16 protein-coding genes, 1 tRNA gene and 1 pseudogene are annotated in these 17,435 nt (G+C 74.0%); 9 read left to right on the top strand and 9 right to left on the bottom strand.

Features of this window, described 5'->3' with window-relative positions; all coding sequences use genetic code 11:
• Both L6241_RS01705 and L6241_RS01700 read left to right on the top strand, forming a co-directional pair.
• Complete coding sequence (locus L6241_RS01705; protein WP_368245133.1) at positions 1–567, top strand: PGPGW domain-containing protein; 567 nt, start codon at positions 1–3, stop codon at positions 565–567.
• A gap of 71 nt (positions 568–638) precedes the next feature.
• Positions 639–712 (top strand) — tRNA-Val (locus L6241_RS01700).
• A 345-nt stretch (positions 713–1,057) separates the two neighbouring features.
• Here L6241_RS01700 and L6241_RS01695 read toward each other — a convergent pair.
• Positions 1,058–1,535: pseudogene (locus L6241_RS01695) on the bottom strand (N-acetyltransferase family protein).
• A 99-nt stretch (positions 1,536–1,634) separates the two neighbouring features.
• Here L6241_RS01695 and L6241_RS01690 point away from each other — a divergent pair.
• Positions 1,635–2,927, top strand: a complete 1,293-nt coding sequence (locus L6241_RS01690) for a DUF222 domain-containing protein (protein ID WP_368244507.1) — start codon at positions 1,635–1,637, stop codon at positions 2,925–2,927.
• Positions 2,928–3,169: 242 nt separating this feature from the next.
• Entirely contained in the window at positions 3,170–3,775 is a 606-nt protein-coding gene (locus L6241_RS01685; protein ID WP_368244506.1) for a GNAT family N-acetyltransferase, read from the top strand.
• A gap of 4 nt (positions 3,776–3,779) precedes the next feature.
• Here the strand turns inward: L6241_RS01685 and L6241_RS01680 are convergent, their stop codons facing one another.
• The 4 genes from L6241_RS01680 to L6241_RS01665 are packed head-to-tail and all read right to left on the bottom strand — an operon-like array spanning position 3,780 to position 8,918.
• Positions 3,780–5,372, bottom strand: coding sequence for an ABC transporter permease (locus L6241_RS01680; RefSeq protein WP_368244505.1), 1,593 nt, complete (start codon positions 5,370–5,372; stop codon positions 3,780–3,782).
• Complete coding sequence (locus L6241_RS01675) at positions 5,369–6,301, bottom strand: ATP-binding cassette domain-containing protein (RefSeq protein ID WP_368244504.1); 933 nt, start codon at positions 6,299–6,301, stop codon at positions 5,369–5,371. Before L6241_RS01675 ends, L6241_RS01680 begins: the two co-directional genes overlap by 4 nt.
• 31 nt (positions 6,302–6,332) lie before the next feature.
• A complete protein-coding gene (locus L6241_RS01670; RefSeq protein WP_368244503.1) occupies positions 6,333–7,559 on the bottom strand; it encodes an MFS transporter in 1,227 nt (408 codons plus the stop codon).
• 42 nt (positions 7,560–7,601) lie between these two features.
• Entirely contained in the window at positions 7,602–8,918 is a 1,317-nt protein-coding gene (locus L6241_RS01665) for an NAD(P)/FAD-dependent oxidoreductase (protein WP_368244502.1), read from the bottom strand.
• A gap of 48 nt (positions 8,919–8,966) precedes the next feature.
• On the opposite strand from L6241_RS01665, the gene L6241_RS01660 reads away from it, so the two are divergent.
• Both L6241_RS01660 and L6241_RS01655 read left to right on the top strand, forming a co-directional pair.
• Complete coding sequence (locus tag L6241_RS01660; RefSeq protein WP_368244501.1) at positions 8,967–9,674, top strand: response regulator; 708 nt, start codon at positions 8,967–8,969, stop codon at positions 9,672–9,674.
• A gap of 38 nt (positions 9,675–9,712) precedes the next feature.
• Positions 9,713–9,946, top strand: coding sequence for a superinfection immunity protein (locus tag L6241_RS01655; RefSeq protein ID WP_123091854.1), 234 nt, complete (start codon positions 9,713–9,715; stop codon positions 9,944–9,946).
• 85 nt (positions 9,947–10,031) lie between these two features.
• Here the strand turns inward: L6241_RS01655 and L6241_RS01650 are convergent, their stop codons facing one another.
• Positions 10,032–10,682, bottom strand: a complete 651-nt coding sequence (locus tag L6241_RS01650; RefSeq protein ID WP_368244500.1) for an NAD(P)-dependent oxidoreductase — start codon at positions 10,680–10,682, stop codon at positions 10,032–10,034.
• Positions 10,683–10,912: 230 nt separating this feature from the next.
• Here L6241_RS01650 and L6241_RS01645 point away from each other — a divergent pair, with 230 nt between their 5' ends.
• The gene (locus L6241_RS01645) at positions 10,913–11,281 is read left to right on the top strand and encodes a winged helix-turn-helix transcriptional regulator (RefSeq protein ID WP_368244499.1); all 369 of its coding nucleotides are present in this window, start codon (positions 10,913–10,915) and stop codon (positions 11,279–11,281) included.
• A 7-nt stretch (positions 11,282–11,288) separates the two neighbouring features.
• Here L6241_RS01645 and L6241_RS01640 read toward each other — a convergent pair whose 3' ends face one another.
• A complete protein-coding gene (locus tag L6241_RS01640; RefSeq protein ID WP_368244498.1) occupies positions 11,289–12,470 on the bottom strand; it encodes a MarP family serine protease in 1,182 nt (393 codons plus the stop codon).
• A 107-nt stretch (positions 12,471–12,577) separates the two neighbouring features.
• Here L6241_RS01640 and L6241_RS01635 point away from each other — a divergent pair, with 107 nt between their 5' ends.
• Positions 12,578–13,324: a flavodoxin family protein gene (locus L6241_RS01635; protein ID WP_201467088.1), complete on the top strand. Its 747-nt coding sequence runs from the start codon at positions 12,578–12,580 to the stop codon at positions 13,322–13,324.
• 46 nt (positions 13,325–13,370) lie between these two features.
• Here the strand turns inward: L6241_RS01635 and L6241_RS01630 are convergent, their stop codons facing one another.
• Together L6241_RS01630 and L6241_RS01625 are read right to left on the bottom strand one after the other, a co-directional pair.
• The gene (locus L6241_RS01630) at positions 13,371–15,293 is read right to left on the bottom strand and encodes an acyl-CoA dehydrogenase (RefSeq protein ID WP_368244497.1); all 1,923 of its coding nucleotides are present in this window, start codon (positions 15,291–15,293) and stop codon (positions 13,371–13,373) included.
• A 31-nt stretch (positions 15,294–15,324) separates the two neighbouring features.
• Positions 15,325–16,008, bottom strand: a complete 684-nt coding sequence (locus L6241_RS01625) for a TetR/AcrR family transcriptional regulator (RefSeq protein WP_068275547.1) — start codon at positions 16,006–16,008, stop codon at positions 15,325–15,327.
• A 118-nt stretch (positions 16,009–16,126) separates the two neighbouring features.
• Here L6241_RS01625 and L6241_RS01620 point away from each other — a divergent pair, with 118 nt between their 5' ends.
• Positions 16,127–17,422, top strand: coding sequence for an acetyl-CoA C-acetyltransferase (locus L6241_RS01620; RefSeq protein ID WP_229298989.1), 1,296 nt, complete (start codon positions 16,127–16,129; stop codon positions 17,420–17,422).
• Positions 17,423–17,435: the final 13 nt, after the last annotated feature.

Here is a 17,435-nt window from a genome sequence, read left to right as displayed (position 1 = left end):
ATGGAGGCCACGCGGGGGGAGCAGCAGGAGGAGGAGCGTCGGGGCCTCGGGCTCGACGCGCAGGGTCACCGTCGTCCGTACCGAGCCATCCGGCGCGACCAGCACGAGCTCGTGCGCGAGGAGCTGCTGGAGCGCTTCGGCGAGAACCAGATGATCGACCCCGAGGAGGACTCGATCCGTTGGCGGCGCGCGGTGCGCCTCAACCCGGTGCTCGGCCCGGTCTACCGCATCGGGGTCTTCGTCGCCGGGCTCGCGCTCATCGTCGTCGGCATCCCCATGGTCCCCCTCGTCGGCCCGGGCTGGGTCGTCATCTTCGTCGGCCTCTTCCTGTGGTCGACGGAGTACATGTGGGCCCGCCGGGTCACGCAGTTCGTCAAGGCCGAGGTGAAGTCCTTCGAGCAGTGGGCCCGTCACCTGCCCCTCGCCGCGAAGATCCCGCTCGTCATGGTCTCGGTCGCGATCGGCTGGCTGTGCTTCTACCTCGCGCTCCTCGTCACCGGGCTCCCGGGGTGGACCCCGGACGTCGTCGAGGAGTACCTGCGGATGCTCCCCGGGCTGGGTGCGTAGCCCGATGTGACGAAGGGGGAGAGCGCCAGGTACTCTGCACTGGCTTCACCGCCTCACCGCGGCAGCACCACGGACGTATAGCTCAGCTGGTTAGAGCGCTCGCTTCACACGCGAGAGGTCAGGGGTTCGAGTCCCTTTACGTCCACCCTCTTCGTCCCCGAGATCGCGCCCCCTTCGCTGGTCGAGGTGCGAGCGCCGTTGCTGGTCGAGGTGCGAGTGCCGGCGAGCCTTGAGACCACCCGTCCCCACCGCTCCGCCGCAGCAGGGCCCGCGGAGCCTTGGTCCTCCCTTCGCTCGGGCGCTGCGCGCCCTCGGCTCCGGTCCGGTCCGCTTGATGCTCCGCGAACCCTCCCGCGCCTGCGCTCATCTCGCCCCGTTCGCTAGTCGAGGTACGAGCGCCGGCGAGCCTCGAGACCACCCGCCCCACCTTCGCTGGTCGAGGTGCGAGCGCCAGCGAGCCTCGAGACCACCTGCACCCGCCCCCCTTCGCTCATCTCCTCCGCTCGACGAGCACCGTGTCGAGCCAGGTGCCGGCGAGGGGGCCGTGCGTCATGAGGGCGATCCGCTCCCTCGTGCCCACGGTGCGGAAGCCGTGGGCGTGGTGCAGGGCCAGGCTGGAGAGGTTCTGGGGGAAGAGCGTCGCCTGGACGGTCCAGATCCCGCTCTCGTCCGCCGCGGCGAGCAGGTCTGCGAGGAGGCGCCCGCCGACACCCTGGCCGCGAGCCGCGGACGCGACGTAGATCGAGTGCTCGACGACCCCGCGGTAGACCTGGCGCGTCGACACGGCCGTCACCGCAGCCCAGCCGACCACCCTCGCCCCGATCGCCTGTCGCGACGAGGCGGGGGGCGTGCAGCCGGTGCTCGTCGAAGCGCTCCCAGGTCGGCGGCTCCGTCTCGAAGGTCGCCAGGCCTGTGGCGATGCCCTCGCGGTCGATGCGCTCGACGTCGGGCCAGTCGGCCGCGGTCATCGGGCGGGTCTGGCTCGCAGCTGCCGAGGTCATCGCGTCATCGTGCCAGCCGCCGCGACGGGGCTCAGCGCTGTCGGTGGTCGCTGGCAGAGTTCTTCCATGGCAGCGATCGCGACGGCGCGGTGGGGCGGAGCAGGTGTCCTCCCCGGGCTCCGCGACGCCCTCCGGTCGTTGCAGCTGCAGCACGACCTCGGCGACGAGACGTGGCGGCTCGCCGACGACGAGGTGCACGACGCGCTCGCCCTCGTCGGGCAGCTGCGTCAGCTCGTCGACGTGGCCGAGGTCGCCGTGGCCCGCGAGGGCCTCGAGCGCGGCTTGCCGGCCGAGCGGTCGTGGTCAGCCCACGACTGGGTGGCACGATCCGAGGCAGCGCGAGCACCCGCGCCCGACGTGCACCACGTCGCCCGGGTGCTGCGGGTGGCGAAGGGGCGGACCCGCGTCCCCGAGGTGACCGCGGCCTTCACGGCCGGAGACCTCCCGCTGACTAAGGCCGACCAGCTCGTCCGGCTCGAGACGCAGGTGGCGCCGGTCGCCGAGCCCGAGTCCCTCGCCGAGGCCATGCGCATCCTGCTCGACGGTGCTCGCGACGACGTCGTCCCGACAGGGCCCGACGGGCACGGGCCGCACGAGCGCATCAGCGGGCTCACCGAGCGTCAGCTCGCCCAGGCCGTCACCCGGACCGGGCGCCTGCTGCGGCCGGTCGAGGACCTGGAGCACGACGACCGCCGAGCGCGTGCCGCACGAGCGCTCTTCCGGCACGAGGGACCGGCAGGGCTCACGTCCTACCGGGTCGTCCTCGACCCCGAGGGAGCAGCCGTCGTCGACGCCGCGCTCGCGGCGCTGTCCGGTCCGGTGACCGGGCCCGAGGGCGAGCGCGACGAGCGCAGCCCGGCGCAGCGCCGTGCCGAGGCGCTCCTCGAGATCATCCGTCGCGGCGTCTCCGCGCCCGGCGAGGTGGCCCGCACCGACAAGGCGCAGGTCCACGTGCTGATCCCGCTCTCCACGCTCCTGGGTGACGACGCCCACGGGGGAGCGACGACCGCGACCGGCCAGGTCCTCGCACCGTCGGTGGTCCGTCGGATGGCCTGCGACGCCGGCATCGTGCCCGTCGTGCTCGGCGGCTCCGGCGAGGTGCTCGACATGGGCCGTGTGGTGCGTCTCTTCACCCCGGGCCAGCAGCGTGTCCTGTGGCACCGCGACCAGGGGTGCACCTACCCGGGGTGCACCGTCCCGCCGCAGTGGTGCGACGCGCACCACGTCCGCTGGTGGTCCCGTGGCGGCCTGACGGACGTCAGCAACGCCGCCCTCCTGTGCCAGCGGCACCACACCCGGGTGCACCAGCTCGACCTCATGGCGACGGTGACGAGCACCGGGGTGACCTGGCACCTCTGACCCGGCCCCGGTCCGAGAGGTGGGTCGGAGAGGTGCGGTTGGGGGAGACCTGCTCGTGATGGTCGGGCCGGCGAGGTCTGCACGTCGTGGTCGGGCCGACGAGGTCCGGGTGCGGTGGTCAGACGGACCAGGCGCGATGGCCGGGCAGACCCGGCTGGCGTCGTCGCACCAGGGTGGTCGCGCCGGGAGGCTGGGTCGGGGTCGTCAGGGCGGCTGAGCGTTCTTTCGGTACGGTCGCCCGCGTGAGTCATGACGTCCGGCCAGCGACCCCCGTCGACCTGCCCGAGGCGGCCCTCACCCTCGTGCGGGCCTTCGAGCACTACCCGTGGACGCGGTGGTCGATCCCCGCGAACGACCACCTCGCCCGGCTCGAAGAGCTCCAGCTGCTCTACCTGGCGCACGCGCTGCGCCACGGGGTCGTGCTCGTCGACGACGAGGTGCACGGGGTGGGCGCCTTCCTGCCGCCGGGCGCGCCGGACCCCGACGACGCGACGCAGGCCCGGGTCGCCGAGCTCATGGACGACCGCCTGGCTGTCGTCATGTCCGCGGACCTGCCCCCGCGGCCCGCGGGGGCCTGGGATCTCGCCACTCTCGGGGTGCGTCCGGGCAGCGCCGGGCGCGGTCTGGGCTCGGCGGTGATCGCCGAGGGGCTGCGCCGGGTCGACGGCATGATGTCGGCGGTCGCGCTGGAGACCTCGGACGCGCGCAACGTGCGCCTGTACGAGCGGCACGGCTTCGTCGTCACCGGGTCGACCGAGATCCCGGACGGGCCGGTCGTGTGGTCGATGTGCCGTGAGGCGACCAGCCCGGCGGGCACCGTGACAGGGTCCGGTCTCACCGCGGGCTGACCGATCAGCCGAGGTCGCGCCGGCGGTACGCCCACGTGCCCCCACCGACGAGGAGCGCGACGACGACGAGCTCGACCGCCCCGGGCACCGGGTCGAAGGGCTCGACCGGCACCCCCGGCAGCACCGCGAAGGGGGACACCCGCTCGACGCCCTCCGGCAGCCCGAGGCTCTGCCCGAGGAGGGCGAGCACGGCGACCGCTGCCACGACGACCCATGCGAGCGGGACCGCACGGGGTCGTGCACCCACGAGGAGGACGGCCACGCCGACGACGACGAGGACCGCCGGCACATAGCTCAGCTGGCCGCCGACGACCTCGGTGAGGCTCACCCCTTCGCCGCCGCCGAGGACGTACCCCACGACGAGGCCCAGACCCGACGCCGCGAGGAGCAGCATCGAGCCGGCGCACGCGACGGCGACCGTGGCGCCGACCCACCGGGTGCGCGAGACCGCCGCCGCGAGCACGAGCTCGCCGCGGTCCGACTCCTCCTCGCCGTGCAGCCGGGTCACGCAGGCCACCCCGAAGGCCGTCGACACGACCGCGAGGAAGAGCAGGACGTAGCGCACGAAGGCGTCGACGAGCGCCTCCTGCGCGCTCCCGCTCGCGCCGATGTACTGCCCGATCTCGGGGTTCGAGGCGAGGAGGTCGGGGATCGTGGGGATGACCGCCCCGTAGATGACGGCCAGGGCGGCGAGACCGACCACCCAGCCGACGAGCGCGCCTCGCTGGACCCGCAGGACGAGCGCGAGGGGGGAGGCAAGCCATCGCGAGGCGCGGGCCGGCCCGGGGCGGGGGTGGAGGAGGGCGCCGCCGTGGTCGCGGCGGGTCTCGAGCCAGGCCGCCCCGACGAGCAGGGCGGCCGTCGCGACGGCGAGCAGCCCGGCCGGCCACCACCGCTCGGTGCCGAAGGCCTGCATCTCCTGCGCCCACCCGAAGGGGGACAGCCACACGAGGGCGTCGTCGCGGATGGCCCCGAGACCGCGGACGAGGTACGCCACGCCGACGGCAGCGCCCGCGAGCGCCAGCGCGGTGCGGGCCGAGGACGTCAGCTGGGCGGCGACGAGCGCGGCGGCCGCGAAGCATCCGCCGAGCAGCACCAGGCCGACGGCGTAGGCGACGCTGCCCGCCGTGCCCAGGCCCACGCCGAGCATCGAGATCGCGGTGATCCCGCCGACGGTGAGCGCGGCCGCGACGGTGTGGATGAGTGCGGCGAGGGTCGCGGCGTGGCGGCCGACGACCCCGGAGCGCACGAGCTCGGAGCGACCGGACTCCTCGTCTCCCCTCGTGTGCCGGACGACGAGGAAGATCACCATGAGGCACACGCCGAGCTGGGCCACCTGCGATATCTCGTTGGCGGTGATCCCGCCGATCGTGTCGATGCCGGCCTGACGCCCGGACATCAGCCGGCTCACCGGGCTCGTCCCGACCGTGGCGGCGTAGCCGGCGACCTTCGCCGGGGTGTCGTAGACGGACTGCACGCCGACCGCGCTCCAGGCGACGAGCCCGCCCAGGCCGAGCACCCACGCTGGCAGGCGCACCCGGTCACGGCGCAGGACGAGCCGGGCGAGCTCGCCGGTGCCAGTCAGCCCGAGGTTCATGACGGGTCCGAGGGACGGTCGCCGGGGGCGCCCGGGGCGTCCGCGTCCGCGTCCGAGTACTGACGCAGGAAGAGCTCTTCGAGCGTGGGCGGGTGGGCGACGAGGGAGCGCACCCCGAGCGCGGACAGCGCGGCGAGCACGTCGTCGAGGTGGTCGGGGTCGACGTCGAGGCTCACGCGGTCGCCGTCGACGCGCAGGTGGTGGACACCGTCCACGTCGGCCAGCGCCCCGGGAGGCGACGTCACCTGCGCGCTCACCGTCGTGCGCGTCAGCTGGCGCAGCTCGGCCAGGCTCCCCGACCGCACGAGCCGACCGGCCCGGATGATGCTCACCCGGTCGCTCAGCGCCTCGGCCTGGGCGAGCACGTGGCTGCTCAGCAGGACCGTCGCGCCGTCCGCGGCGGCCTCGCGCACGCACCGCTGGAACTCCGCCTCCTTGAGCGGGTCGAGCCCCGACGTCGGCTCGTCGAGCAGGTAGAGATCGGCGTGGCCGGCGAGGGCGGCGACGAGCGCGACCTTCTGCCGGTTGCCCTTCGAGTACGTGCGCGTGCGCTTCGTCGGGTCGAGCTCGAAGCGCTCGAGCAGCTCGTCGAGCCGTCGTCGGTCCAGGCCCCCGCGCAACCGGCCGAGCAGGTCGATGACCTCGCCGCCGGTGAGGGACGGCCACAGCGTGACGTCGCCGGGGACGTAGGCGACCCGCCGGTGCAGCGCGGCCGGGTCCGGCCAGGGGTCGGACCCGAGGAGGCGCGCCCTGCCGCTGTCGACGCGGATGAGGCCGAGGAGCACGCGCATCGTCGTCGACTTGCCCGCGCCGTTCGGCCCGAGGAAGCCGTGGACCTCGCCCGTGCGCACCTGCAGGTCCAGCCCGTCGAGCGCCCGGGCCCGCCCGAAGGTCTTGACGACGTCGCTCAGCTCGACGGCCAGCTCCATGTCTCGATGCTGGCACGGGTCCGGCGCCGCGTCAGCCCGATCGGGGCAGGACCTCCCGGATGCCCAGCGCCGCCCAGAGGGCGGCGGCGCAGCACAGCGCGACGACCATCGTCACGAGACCGCCCCAGCCCAGCGCGCTCCAGGCCAGCCCGCCGAGGTAGCCGAAGATGCTCGACCCGCCGTAGTAGAAGAGCGTGTACAACGAGGTGGACTGCGAGCGGTCGCCGCGAGCGGCCGTGCCCGACCACCCCGACGCCACCGAGTGGGCCCCGAAGAACCCGGCGGTGAGCACGACGAGGCCTATGACGACGACGACGAGCGAGTCGGCGAGGGTGACGAGGGTGCCCGCGACCATGACCCCGGTCGAGGCGAGCAGGACCGCGCGTCGTCCGAGCCGGGCGACGAGCCCGGCGGCGACACGGGAGCTGACGGTGCCGGCGAGGTAGGCGAGGAAGAGCAGGCTCGCCGCGCCCACCGGCACGAGGAAGGGCGGGGCCTCGAGACGGAAGGTGAGGTAGTTGTACACGGCGACGAAGCCGCCCATGAGGAGCAGCCCCTGCGCGTAGAGCGCGACGAGGTGGCGGTCGCGCAGGTGCCGGCGCACCGCCTGCAGGGTCGTCCCCACCGACGAGCGCCGTGGGCGGAACCCCTTCGGCGGGGGCGTGACGACGAAGAAGACCGCCGTCGCCACCGCTGCGAGCACGGCGACGGCGAAGGTCCCCACGCGCCACCCCGCGACGTCGGCCACGGGTGCCGCGACGAGCCGGCCGAGCAGCCCCCCGACGGTCGTCCCCGACACGTACGTCCCGGCGGCGACGGCGGCGGAGCGGGCCGAGACCTCCTCGCTGAGATAGGTCACGGCGACGCCCGGGATGCCGCCGAGGGCCACCCCTTCGAGCACCCGGACGACGACGAGCGCCTCGAACCACGGGCACCACGGCATGACGAGCCCGAGGACCGTCGCGCTCACGAGGGCGAGACGCATCGCGCTCACCCGACCGACGCGGTCGGCGAGCACCGACCACGGCAGCACCGACAGCGCCAGCCCGGTTGTCGCCGCGGAGATCGACAGGCTGGCCCGCGCGGGGTCGATGTCGAGGTCGCCCGCGAGGAGGGGGAGCACGCCCTGCGGCGAGTACAGCTGGGCGAAGGTCGCGACACCCGCCCCGAGCAGCGCGACGAGGATGCGGCGGTACTCGCGGCTGCCGCGGTCGTGGCCGCGCCAGGACGCGTCGGGGCTCGTGGACGTCGGCCTCACACCTCGCGCTCAGGGGGTGCCGGGGCGCACCGCGTCCGCAGTCTAGGAGGCGGCGCGGACGCCGCCGTCGACCCGCCCGCGTCGCGCCAGGCCCGCGCGCGCCCCACCGGGGAGGGACCGCCGGTGGGACCCGCGGGTGAAGCGGTCGGGGTGCAGCCACTCGTCGGTCGGCAGGGCGGTGCCGTTGAGGAGCGCCTCGGTGATCAGGCGTGCGGTGACGGGGGCGAGGATCATCCCCCACATGCCGTGGCCCGTCGCGACCGCCAGGCCCGGGGCGACCCGCGAGGTGCCGACGAGCGGCATCCCGTCCGGGGTGCACGGGCGCTCACCGGCCCACCGGTCGAGCACCTCTCGACCGGCGAGGTCCGGCAGCACCCGCGTCGCGACCTCCAGCAGCGCGTCGGCGCGGCGCAGGTCGGCCGGTCGGGACTCGTCGCCGAACTCGATCGACCCGCACACCCGCACCCGGTCCTCGAGCGGGGTGACGACGACGCGGTGCTCCTTGATCCGCACGGGCATGCGCAGGTCCGACTCGGTCGCGGCGACGTCGACGACGTAGCCGCGACCGCCGCGAAGGGGGAGCTCGACGCCGACCTGTGCGGCGAGGACGGAGGACTCGACGCCCGCGGCGAGGACGACGTGCTCCGCGTGCACGGTGGTGCGGTCGGTGACGACGTGGTGCCCGCCGTCGGCGTGCGGCACGAGCGCGCGCACGTCGGTGCCGAAGTGCAGCTCGGCGCCGTGCGCGACGGCGTCCTCGAGGGTCGCGCTCACGTAGCTGCGGCTCTCGACGGTCCACTCGTCCTCGTCGTGCGACCCGCCCGCGACCTCACCGAGCATCGGCTCGAGCGCGCGCAGCTGCTCCGGCGAGAGGGCCGCTCCCCGGGCCTCGCGGAGGTAGACGTCGACTGCGCCGGTCCGTCGCAGGGTCGGGCTGAGACCGCGGTCGGCGAGCTCGCGGTGCAGCGTGGTGCTCTCGTTGGCCAGCGCGCGCAAGAGCTCGCCGCCGGGACCGGAGCGGTGCGGCGCGGCGGACGCCGCGAGCCGCCCGAGCCAGGGCGCCAGACCCCGTGCGGGCCGCACGGCGACGGCCGCCGGGCGACGCAGCATCTGCACCGGTGCCTCGCGCAGCAGCGCGGGCGTCGCGAGGGGCGTCACGTGGCCGGGCGCGAGGATCGCGGCGTTGGCGTAGGAGCACCCGCCGCCGATGCCGGGCGCGCCGTCCACGACGACGACCTCGGCGCCGCGCCGCGCGAGGTCTCGGGCGACGCTCGCGCCCACCACCCCCGCCCCGACGACGACGACGCCGACCCGACGGGGTCGGCCGGAGATGCTGCTGGGGACGCTCTGCTGGGCCATGCTCCTCACGCTAGGCACCCGCGTGACCGGTGCCATCCTCCCTTCGGGATGATCATCGGGAGCACCGCGGAGGTCGTCGTGAGATCTTCGGTGCGCACCGGCGTCGACGAAGGGGGTGAGGGCATGAGCCCGCCGATCCGCGTCCTCCTCGTCGAGGACCACCCCGTCGTGCTGCGCGGGCTGCAGGCGATGCTGCGCGAGCACGACGACGTCGCCGTCGTCGGCGAGGCGGGCACCGCCGCCGAGGCGTTGTCGCAGGCCTCCCGGCTGCAGCCCGACGTCGTCGTCCTGCCGGTGCGGCTCGGGGGCATCCGCGCCAGCATCGAGCTGTGCCGCTCGATCAAGACGGCCTGCACCGCGCGGGTCGTCGTCTTCACGTCCTTCACCCGCACCGTCGACGTGCAGATGGCGATGCTCGCCGGCGCTGACGCCCTCGTCGCGAAGACCGTCTCGGCCGACGCGCTCCTCGCCGCCCTGCGCCAGGTGCGCGCCGGGGGAGAGGTGCTCGACCTCGGACCCGGCGCCGACCGTCCGACCCCGCGTCTCACGCCGGCCGAGCCGCTCACCGACCGGGAGGCGCAGATCCTCCAGCTCGTCCTCGACGGGCTGACCAACCCCCAGATGGCCCAGCGCCTGCGCATCGAGGTGACGACCGTGCGGACCCACATGCGCAGCATCCTGCGCAAGCTCGGCCTGGAGTCCCGGCGCGACCTCGTGCAGCCTGCTCGTCCGGGCCTGGACACGGGAGAGGGCTGACCCAGCCTCCTCGCACCCTCGGGCGTTGGCGTCGGCCCATGCCTACCGTCATCACCGACCGGACGTCCCGCCCCGTGAGCTCGCTCGTCGCGATCGTCGTCGCGGTCGTCACGGCCGGCTACATGCTGCCGTGGGCGATCGCCGCGGTGCGGGGCAACCGCAACATGTGGAGCGTCTTCTGGGTGAACCTGCTCCTCGGCTGGACCGTCGTCGGCTGGGTGGTGGCTCTCGTCATGTCGATCCGCGAGCACCGGGTCCTCGGGGTCCGCTGACCTGCGACCGCTGACCTGCGACCGCTGACCTGCGACCGCGGGGCCGGCGCGCACCGGGACGGCGCGCGCCGGGGACCCCGGTCGGTCAGTACGCGACGGTGAAGCGGGCGCGGCGGTGCGCCGGCTGCTCGATCTCGTCGACGACGGCGAGCGCGAGGTCCTCGCCGGAGATGAAGGACTCGCCCTGCTCGTCGGCGAGCAGCACGTCGCCGCCGGTGCGGTAGCTGCCCGTCGCCTCTCCGGGGGCGTACGCGCCGAAGCCCGCGGCGGGGGAGAGGAAGAACCAGTCGAGCGCCTCGTCGGAGGCGCGCAGGTCCTCGAGAACCGCGGTGAGCTCGCGGGCCTCCGGGGCGAAGGCCTCCGGGAAGTCCGGGGTGTCGACGAGGAGCGGGCCGCCCTCGGCGACGTGCAAGGACCCGGCGCCGCCGATGACGCCGAGGCGGACGCCGCGCTCCTGGGCCTGCCGCGCCGCGGTCGCGAGGATCCCGCGCAGCGCGCCCTGCTCCGCGAGCTCGCCGCGCGGCGAGACCGCCGAGATGACGACGTCGGCGCCCTCGACCGCGGCGGCGACGACGGCCGGGTCGGAGAGGTCGCCGGTGCGGTGGGTGGCGCCCTCGACCGGCTCGGCCGGGGCGCTGCGGCTCCACGTCGTGACGTCGTGCCCCTTCGCTGCGGCGGTGACGGCGATGTGGCGACCGGTGTAGCCGGTGCCCCCGAGGACGGTGATGCGGGTCATGGGTGTGCTCCTTGGTGCGTCAGCGCGGCCCGGCCTGGTGCCGGGTCGCTCCATTGGTTACCGTAGGTGACCTGGTATCGAAGGGGAAAAAGGCACTTCGCGGTGACCAGGTCACCGGGCGGTCACCGTCGCGCCGCCGTCGCCCCGCTCGAGCCGCACCGACCCACCGCAGCAGCACGCACAGCAGCAGCATGCGGGGCCAGAGCACGCACCGCAGGAGCAGGAGAGACATGACGACACCGCAGGAGTACGACCCCTACGTCCAGGGGTGCCCCTCGCGCGCGCTGCTCGACCGCATCGGCGACCGGTGGACGGTGCTCGTCATCGGGGTCCTCGCCGACGGGCCGCAGCGCTTCTCGCAGCTGCGGCGCCGGGTCGACGGCGTCTCGCAGAAGATGCTCACCCAGACCCTGCGCGGGCTCGAGGTCGACGGGCTCGTGACCCGCACCGTCTTCGCCGAGGTGCCGCCGCGGGTCGAGTACGAGCTCACCGCGCTCGGTCACTCGCTGCGCGTCCCCCTGCTCGCCCTCGAGGACTGGGCCCGGGAGCACATGGACGAGGTGCTCGGCTCGCGTCAGCGGGTGGCCGAGCGCGTCTGACCCACCATCAGGCGGCCGTGCAGCTGCCCGTCGGCACCGCCTCGGTCATCCCCGGCGCGCGCTCGACGACCGGCGCGGCGACAGATGCCGGCACCGCGTACGCCACCCGGTCGACCGCGACCGCCTTGGCGAAGACGACGCCGATGACGTGCCCGTCGGAGCCGAGGACCGGGCCACCGGAGTTGCCCTGCTCGATGTCCGAGGCGAGCGTGAGCACGCGACGCAGCCGCGACTGGCCGTCGGTCGTGACGATCGTGCTGCGCTGGCCGACGACCTGCGCCGCCTCGAGCTGGAGCTGACGCACCCCGTGCGGGTACCCGGCGACGACGGCGACGTCGCCGGACCGGGCCCCGGTGCGCAGACTGAGGGCGGGGGCGTCGAGGCCGTCGGTCGCGACGACGGCGAGGTCCTGGCGCTCGTCGACGTAGACGACGCGGCCGGTCACCGGCAGCTCGCCCGGCGCCCGCACGACCGGTGCGTCCACCCCGGCGACGACGTGCGCGTTGGTCATCACCCGGTCGGGCGCGATGACGAAGCCGCTGCCGGTGACGACGCTGCGGCAGGCGCGGGCGTCCCCGCTCACGCGCACGACCGAGGCGCTCGAGCTCTGCAGGGCGGCCGAGTCGACGTCCACGGCGGGGATCGAGGGGGGCTGCGACGGGCTGCCGGCGACCTCCGCGAGCCACGGCTGGCTGCGCTCGAGGGCGCGGGCGAGCGCGGTGCGGTCCTGCAGCTCGTCGGGCACGACGCGGGTGAGGGCGGCGAGCGCCCGCGAGCTGGACACGCTGTCGGTGACGGTCGCCGACCCGACGACCGGCACGAGCGCCGCGACGAGCACCCAGATGACGGCGGTGATGACGGACCCCGCGAGGGCGCCCCCGGCGGCGTCGAGCCAGCCCAGCCTGATGCGGGCGAGCGCACGGTGGAGCAGGCCGCCGAGCGCGGTGCCGAGCGCGGCGCCGGTGACGACGCACAGGATGCCGGCGACGACGACGAGCAGGGTGGGCGAGGTCTGCGGCCCGAGCCGCTCCTCGGCCCACGGGACGACGACGGCGAGGGCGAGGAGCGCGCCGCCGACGGCTCCCGCGAGCGCCCCGACCGTGCGGCCCAGGCCCCGGGCCCACCCGCTGAGCACGGCGGTGAGCAGGGTGACCACGACGAGGAGGTCGACGACCAGCGCGCCGTCCATGAGGCCTCCTGAGGTCGAGGGCGGTCCCCGGAGCGTAGGTGTCGCGGCTGTGAAAGTGCTGCGCCGACACGGGCCCCATCTGGGCGGATGCTCCCTAGCCTGAGGTCATGAGCCAGACCACCCCCACCGCGCCGCGCTACGACGACCTGCGCGCGCTGCTGATCAACTGCTCGCTGACCAAGGACTCCACCCAGTCCCACACCGGCGTCCTGCTCGAGAGCCTCGGCGCCATCATGAGCGGCGCCGGCGTCGAGGTCGACACCCTCTACGCCATGGACCACCCCATCGCCCCGGGCGTGCAGCCCGACATGCGCGAGGACTTCCCCGACGACGCCTGGCCCGACCTGTGGCCGCGGGTCGAGCGCGCCGACATCCTCGTCATCGGCACCCCGCTGTGGCTGGGCGAGGAGAGCTCGGTGTGCCGCCGGGTGGTCGAGCGGCTGTACGCGATGTCCGGCGAGCTCAACGACCAGGGGCAGTCGGTCTTCTACGGCCGCGCCGGCGGCGCGATCATCACCGGCAACGAGGACGGGGTGAAGCACACGGCGATGTCGTTGCTCTTCGCGCTGAGCCACCTCGGCTACACGATCCCGCCCCAAGCCGACGCCGGCTGGATCGGCGAGATCGGCCCCGGCCCGTCCTTCGGCGACGAGCAGGAAGGTGATCAGCCGGTCGGCTTCGACAGCGACTTCACCGCCCACAACTCGACGATCATGGCGTGGAACCTCATGCACACCGCCGCGATGCTGCGCCGCGCCGGCGGGCTGCCGACGTACGGCAACGACCGCCAGGCGTGGTCCGACGGCGAGCGCTTCGGCTACGTCGCTCCGACCCGCAGCATCCCGAGCAGCTGAGCCGGGTCCCCCTTCGCCCGGTCCCCGGCAGGAGGGCGAAGGGGGATCAGCTGACGTCGCCGAGGTCCTCGAGCAGCTCGGTCTCGCGCCACGCCATGGGGATGGCGAAGGCGTCGACGAGGGTCTGCGCGTGCGGTCGCAGCTGTGCGCACCGCCGGTCGACCGCGCCGAGCAGGTCCTTGGACTGCTGGGCCGAGAGGCGCCCGTGCTCGACGAACCACGCGCGGTCCTGCGCGATGGTGCTCAGCGCGTAGAGGTCGCAGACCGTGTCGAGCAGCTCGCGCGCCTCGCCCGGCGGCGTCGCGTCGACGGCCGCGACGAAGGCCTCGAGCACGACGCGCTCGACGTGCGCCCGGGCGGCGAGCAGCAGGTGCGGCTGGGCGTCGTTGAAGATCGCGAAGGAGTCGGCTCCGTCGTCGCCCGCACGGCGCAGCCGCATCGCCAGGGTCTCGAGCAGGTGCTTCTCCCGGTCCTCGAAGAGGTCGAGCTGCCCGCCGCGGTCGGCGAGCGCCGCGTCGCCGTCCCGGCCCGGGCTGCCGCTGATGAGGCGCTGGATGATCGACCCGCCGACGGTGCGCTCGATGACCGCCTCGGTGACCTGGCGCGCGCCGAAGAAGAAGGCCCCACGGGTGTCGAGCTCGTGGAAGGCGTCGGAGTAGCTCGTGAGCATCCCCTTCGCGACGAGCTGGAGGAGCACGGTGTTGTCGCCCTCGAAGGTCGTGAAGACGTCGGTGTCGGCCTTGAGGTCGGCGAAGCGGTTGACCGAGAGGTACCCGGCCCCGCCGCACGCCTCGCGGCAGACCTGGATGGTCTGGGTCGCGTGCTCGGTCGTCAGCGCCTTGATGCCGGCGGCCCGGGCCTCGAGCTCGCGCTGGGCGTCCTCGCCGTCCTCCTCGCCGGTGGCGATGCGGTGCATCTGCTCGACGAGCGCGTTCTGCGCGAGCATCAGCGCGTAGCTGCGGGCCAGGCGGGGCAGCAGCTTGGCCTGGTGGGCGCGGTAGTCGAGCAGGTGCACCTCGCGCTCGCCGCTCGGCACGTGGAACTGCGTGCGGTGCTCGGCGTAGGTGATGGCGAGGGTCAGCGCCGTGCGGGTCGCGGCACCGGCGCCGCCGGCCACGGAGATCCGCCCGCGCACGAGCGTGCCGAGCATGGTGAAGAAGCGGCGCGACGCGCTCTCGATCGGGGAGTGGTAGCGCCCGTCGTCGTCGATCGTGCCGTAGCGGTTGAGCAGGTTGTGCCGCGGCACCCGGACGTGGTCGAAGCTGAGCCGGCCGTTGTCGACGCCGCGCAGCCCCATCTTCGCGCCGCAGTCGCCGACGGTGACCCCTGGGCGGACGGTGCCGTCCTCGTCGCGGATCGGCACGAGGACGCAGTGCACGCCGTGCTGCTCGCCGTCGACGACGAGCTGGGCGAAGACCGCCGCGAGACGGGCGTCGCGCGCCGCGCCGCCGATGTAGTCCTTGCGCGCGGCGAGCGAGGGGCTGTGGATCTCGAGCTCGTCGCTCTCGGGCAGGTAGGTCGCGGTCGTCAGCAGGGACTGCACGTCGGAGCCGTGCCCGGTCTCCGTCATCGCGAAGCACCCGAGCAGCGAGCCGTCGGCCATCCCGGGCAGGTAGGCGTCCCAGTGCCGCTGGGTGCCGAGCCCGGCGATCGCGCCGCCGAAGAGACCGAACTGGACCCCGGCCTTGACGAAGACCGACAGGTCGGCGTGGCCGAGCATCTCGAAGGCGGTGACGGACGCCCCGTGGTCGTCGGTCCCGCCCTGCTCACGGGTCAGCCCGTTGCGCGCGAAGTCGGTCGTCCCGGCGAGCCGCAGGACGGCGTCGAGGGTGCGCTGGCGGTGCTCGTCCATCGGCAGCAGGTCGCGCGGCGGTGCGAAGTCGGCGGGGTCGAGCTCGGTGCGCACCTGCTGGCGCACCTCGCCCCATCGACCGTCGAGGACGGTCCGGATCTGCTCGGCGGTACCCATGAGCCGCATCCTGGCAGGGCGACGGGCGATCTCAGGCCCGGGAGCGGTGTGCCGGTGACCACGCGGTCTTCGCGCCGTGCCAGGCGAGGTCGGTGAGCTGCTCGGTGAGCTCGTCGGCGGAGATCTCGCCGACCTCGCCGGCGAGCCAGGCGTCGGCGGCGGCGCGGACCATGCCGACGAGCGAGAGCCCCCACACCCGGGCGGGGGCGGGGTCGCTGCCGCGGGCGACGAGGCCCTGGGCGATGAGGTCGCCGATCTGCAGGGCCATCCGGCCGGTCGTGTCGGCGGCGACCTCGGCGGCGTTGCCGGTGCGCTCGGCGACGACGATCGGCGCCGAGACGATGAAGCGGTACACCTCGGGGTCGCGCTCGACGAGGTGGAGGTAGGCACGCACGGCCGCGGCGATGAGCGAGCGGGGGTCCTCGTCCAGCTCGGCGAGATCGGTCTCGCGCAGGCTCTGCCCGACGACCCGGCCGACGTCGCGCAGGATGAGCTCGTCGACCCGCTCGGCGACGGCGCGGTAGAGGCCCGAGCGGTCGGTGAAGTGGCGGTAGAAGACCGTCTTGCTCGTGCCCGCCGAGGTCGCGATCTCATCCATGCCGACCGAGGCGCCGTGCTCGCGGATGGCGTGCAGCGCCGCCTCGACGAGCTCGACGCGTCGTTGCTGGCGGTGCGCGTCCCAGCGCGCGCTGCGTCCGTCGGTGGTCGTGCTCACAGCGCTCGACGCTAGCAGGCACCAGAAGTACCTGCTACCGTCCGTATCGCATAAATGACCCGCCCCGGGCAGCCCGGTCGCGGCCCGCTGCACCCCACGACACACCGAGGAGTCCTTCGTGACGTCCACCCCGAACCTCCCGCGTCGCGCCGCCGTCCTCGGTGGCAACCGGATCCCCTTCGCCCGTCAGTTCGGCCCGTACGCGCAGGCGAGCAACCAGGACATGCTCACCGCCGCGCTCGAGGGCCTCGTCGCCCGCTACGACCTCGGCGGGCAGCGCATCGGGGAGGTGGTCGCCGGCGCCGTCGTCAAGCACAGCCGCGACTTCAACCTCACCCGTGAAGCGGTCCTCGGCTCGAGCCTGGACCCGCACACGAGCGCCTACGACATCCAGCAGGCGTGCGGCACCGGTCTCGAGGCCGCGATCCTCGTGAGCAACAAGATCCGCCTCGGCCAGGTCGAGTCCGGCATCGCCGGCGGCGTCGACACCGCCTCCGACGCGCCGATCACCATCAGCGAGCGGCTGCGGACCAAGCTGCTCGCGGTCAACCGCGCGAAGGGGGCCAAGAACCAGGCCCTCGCGCTGAGCAAGATCCGTCCGACCGACATCGGCATCGAGACGCCGGCGAACACCGAGCCGCGCACCGGGCTCTCGATGGGCGAGCACATGGCGATCACCGCCAAGACGTGGGGCATCACCCGCGAGGCCCAGGACGAGCTGGCGATGAAGAGCCACCGCAACCTCGCGCGCGCCTACGACGAGGGCTTCATGGACGACCTCATGACCTCCTTCGCCGGTCTGAGCCGCGACCAGAACCTGCGCCCGGACTCGTCGATGGAGAAGCTCGCGACACTCAAGCCGGCTTTCGGCAAGGGCGAGCAGGCGACGATGACCGCCGGCAACTCGACCCCGCTCACCGACGGCGCGTCCGTCGTCCTGCTCGGCAGCGAGGAGTGGGCCGCCGAGCACGGGCTCACCGTGCAGGCCTACCTCGTCGACGGCGAGGCTGCCGCGGTCGACTACGTCCACGGTGCCGAGGGCCTGCTCATGGCCCCTGCCTACGCGGTGCCCCGCCTGCTGGCGCGCAACGGCCTCACGCTGCAGGACTTCGACTTCTACGAGATCCACGAGGCTTTCGCCGCAACCGTGCTGTCGACGCTCGCGGCCTGGGAGGACGAGGACTTCTGCCGCGACCGTCTCGGTCTCGACGCCCCGCTCGGCTCGATCGACCGCGACCGGCTCAACGTCAACGGCTCCTCGCTCGCCGCGGGTCACCCCTTCGCCGCCACCGGTGGCCGGATCGTCGCCGCCCTGGCCAAGATGCTCCACGAGAAGGGCCCGGGCAGCCGAGGCCTGATCTCCGTGTGCGCCGCCGGCGGCCAGGGCGTCGTCGCGATCCTCGAGGGCGCCTGAGCCTCACCCGGCC

Origin of the sequence: Janibacter sp. Y6 (assembly GCF_040900765.1) — a bacterium.
In the GTDB taxonomy this organism is placed as follows: Bacteria; Actinomycetota; Actinomycetes; order Actinomycetales; family Dermatophilaceae; genus Marihabitans; species Marihabitans melonis.
The sequence above is the reverse complement of the archived record's forward strand: the minus strand, read 5'-3'. Positions and strand labels throughout refer to the sequence as shown.

Excerpts from the sequence above, each read along its gene's own strand:
- L6241_RS01705 (WP_368245133.1), top strand. The coding sequence starts at position 1 with ATGGAGGCCACGCGGGGGGAGCAGCAGGAGGAGGAGCGTCGGGGCCTC.
- L6241_RS01675 (WP_368244504.1), bottom strand. The coding sequence starts at position 6,301 with ATGGAGCTGGCCGTCGAGCTGAGCGACGTCGTCAAGACCTTCGGGCGG.
- L6241_RS01660 (WP_368244501.1), top strand. The coding sequence starts at position 8,967 with ATGATCATCGGGAGCACCGCGGAGGTCGTCGTGAGATCTTCGGTGCGC.
- L6241_RS01680 (WP_368244505.1), bottom strand. The coding sequence starts at position 5,372 with ATGAACCTCGGGCTGACTGGCACCGGCGAGCTCGCCCGGCTCGTCCTG.
- L6241_RS01690 (WP_368244507.1), top strand. The coding sequence starts at position 1,635 with ATGGCAGCGATCGCGACGGCGCGGTGGGGCGGAGCAGGTGTCCTCCCC.
- L6241_RS01665 (WP_368244502.1), bottom strand. The coding sequence starts at position 8,918 with ATGGCCCAGCAGAGCGTCCCCAGCAGCATCTCCGGCCGACCCCGTCGG.
- L6241_RS01655 (WP_123091854.1), top strand. The coding sequence starts at position 9,713 with ATGCCTACCGTCATCACCGACCGGACGTCCCGCCCCGTGAGCTCGCTC.
- L6241_RS01650 (WP_368244500.1), bottom strand. The coding sequence starts at position 10,682 with ATGACCCGCATCACCGTCCTCGGGGGCACCGGCTACACCGGTCGCCAC.
- L6241_RS01630 (WP_368244497.1), bottom strand. The coding sequence starts at position 15,293 with ATGGGTACCGCCGAGCAGATCCGGACCGTCCTCGACGGTCGATGGGGC.
- L6241_RS01645 (WP_368244499.1), top strand. The coding sequence starts at position 10,913 with ATGACGACACCGCAGGAGTACGACCCCTACGTCCAGGGGTGCCCCTCG.
- L6241_RS01635 (WP_201467088.1), top strand. The coding sequence starts at position 12,578 with ATGAGCCAGACCACCCCCACCGCGCCGCGCTACGACGACCTGCGCGCG.
- L6241_RS01640 (WP_368244498.1), bottom strand. The coding sequence starts at position 12,470 with ATGGACGGCGCGCTGGTCGTCGACCTCCTCGTCGTGGTCACCCTGCTC.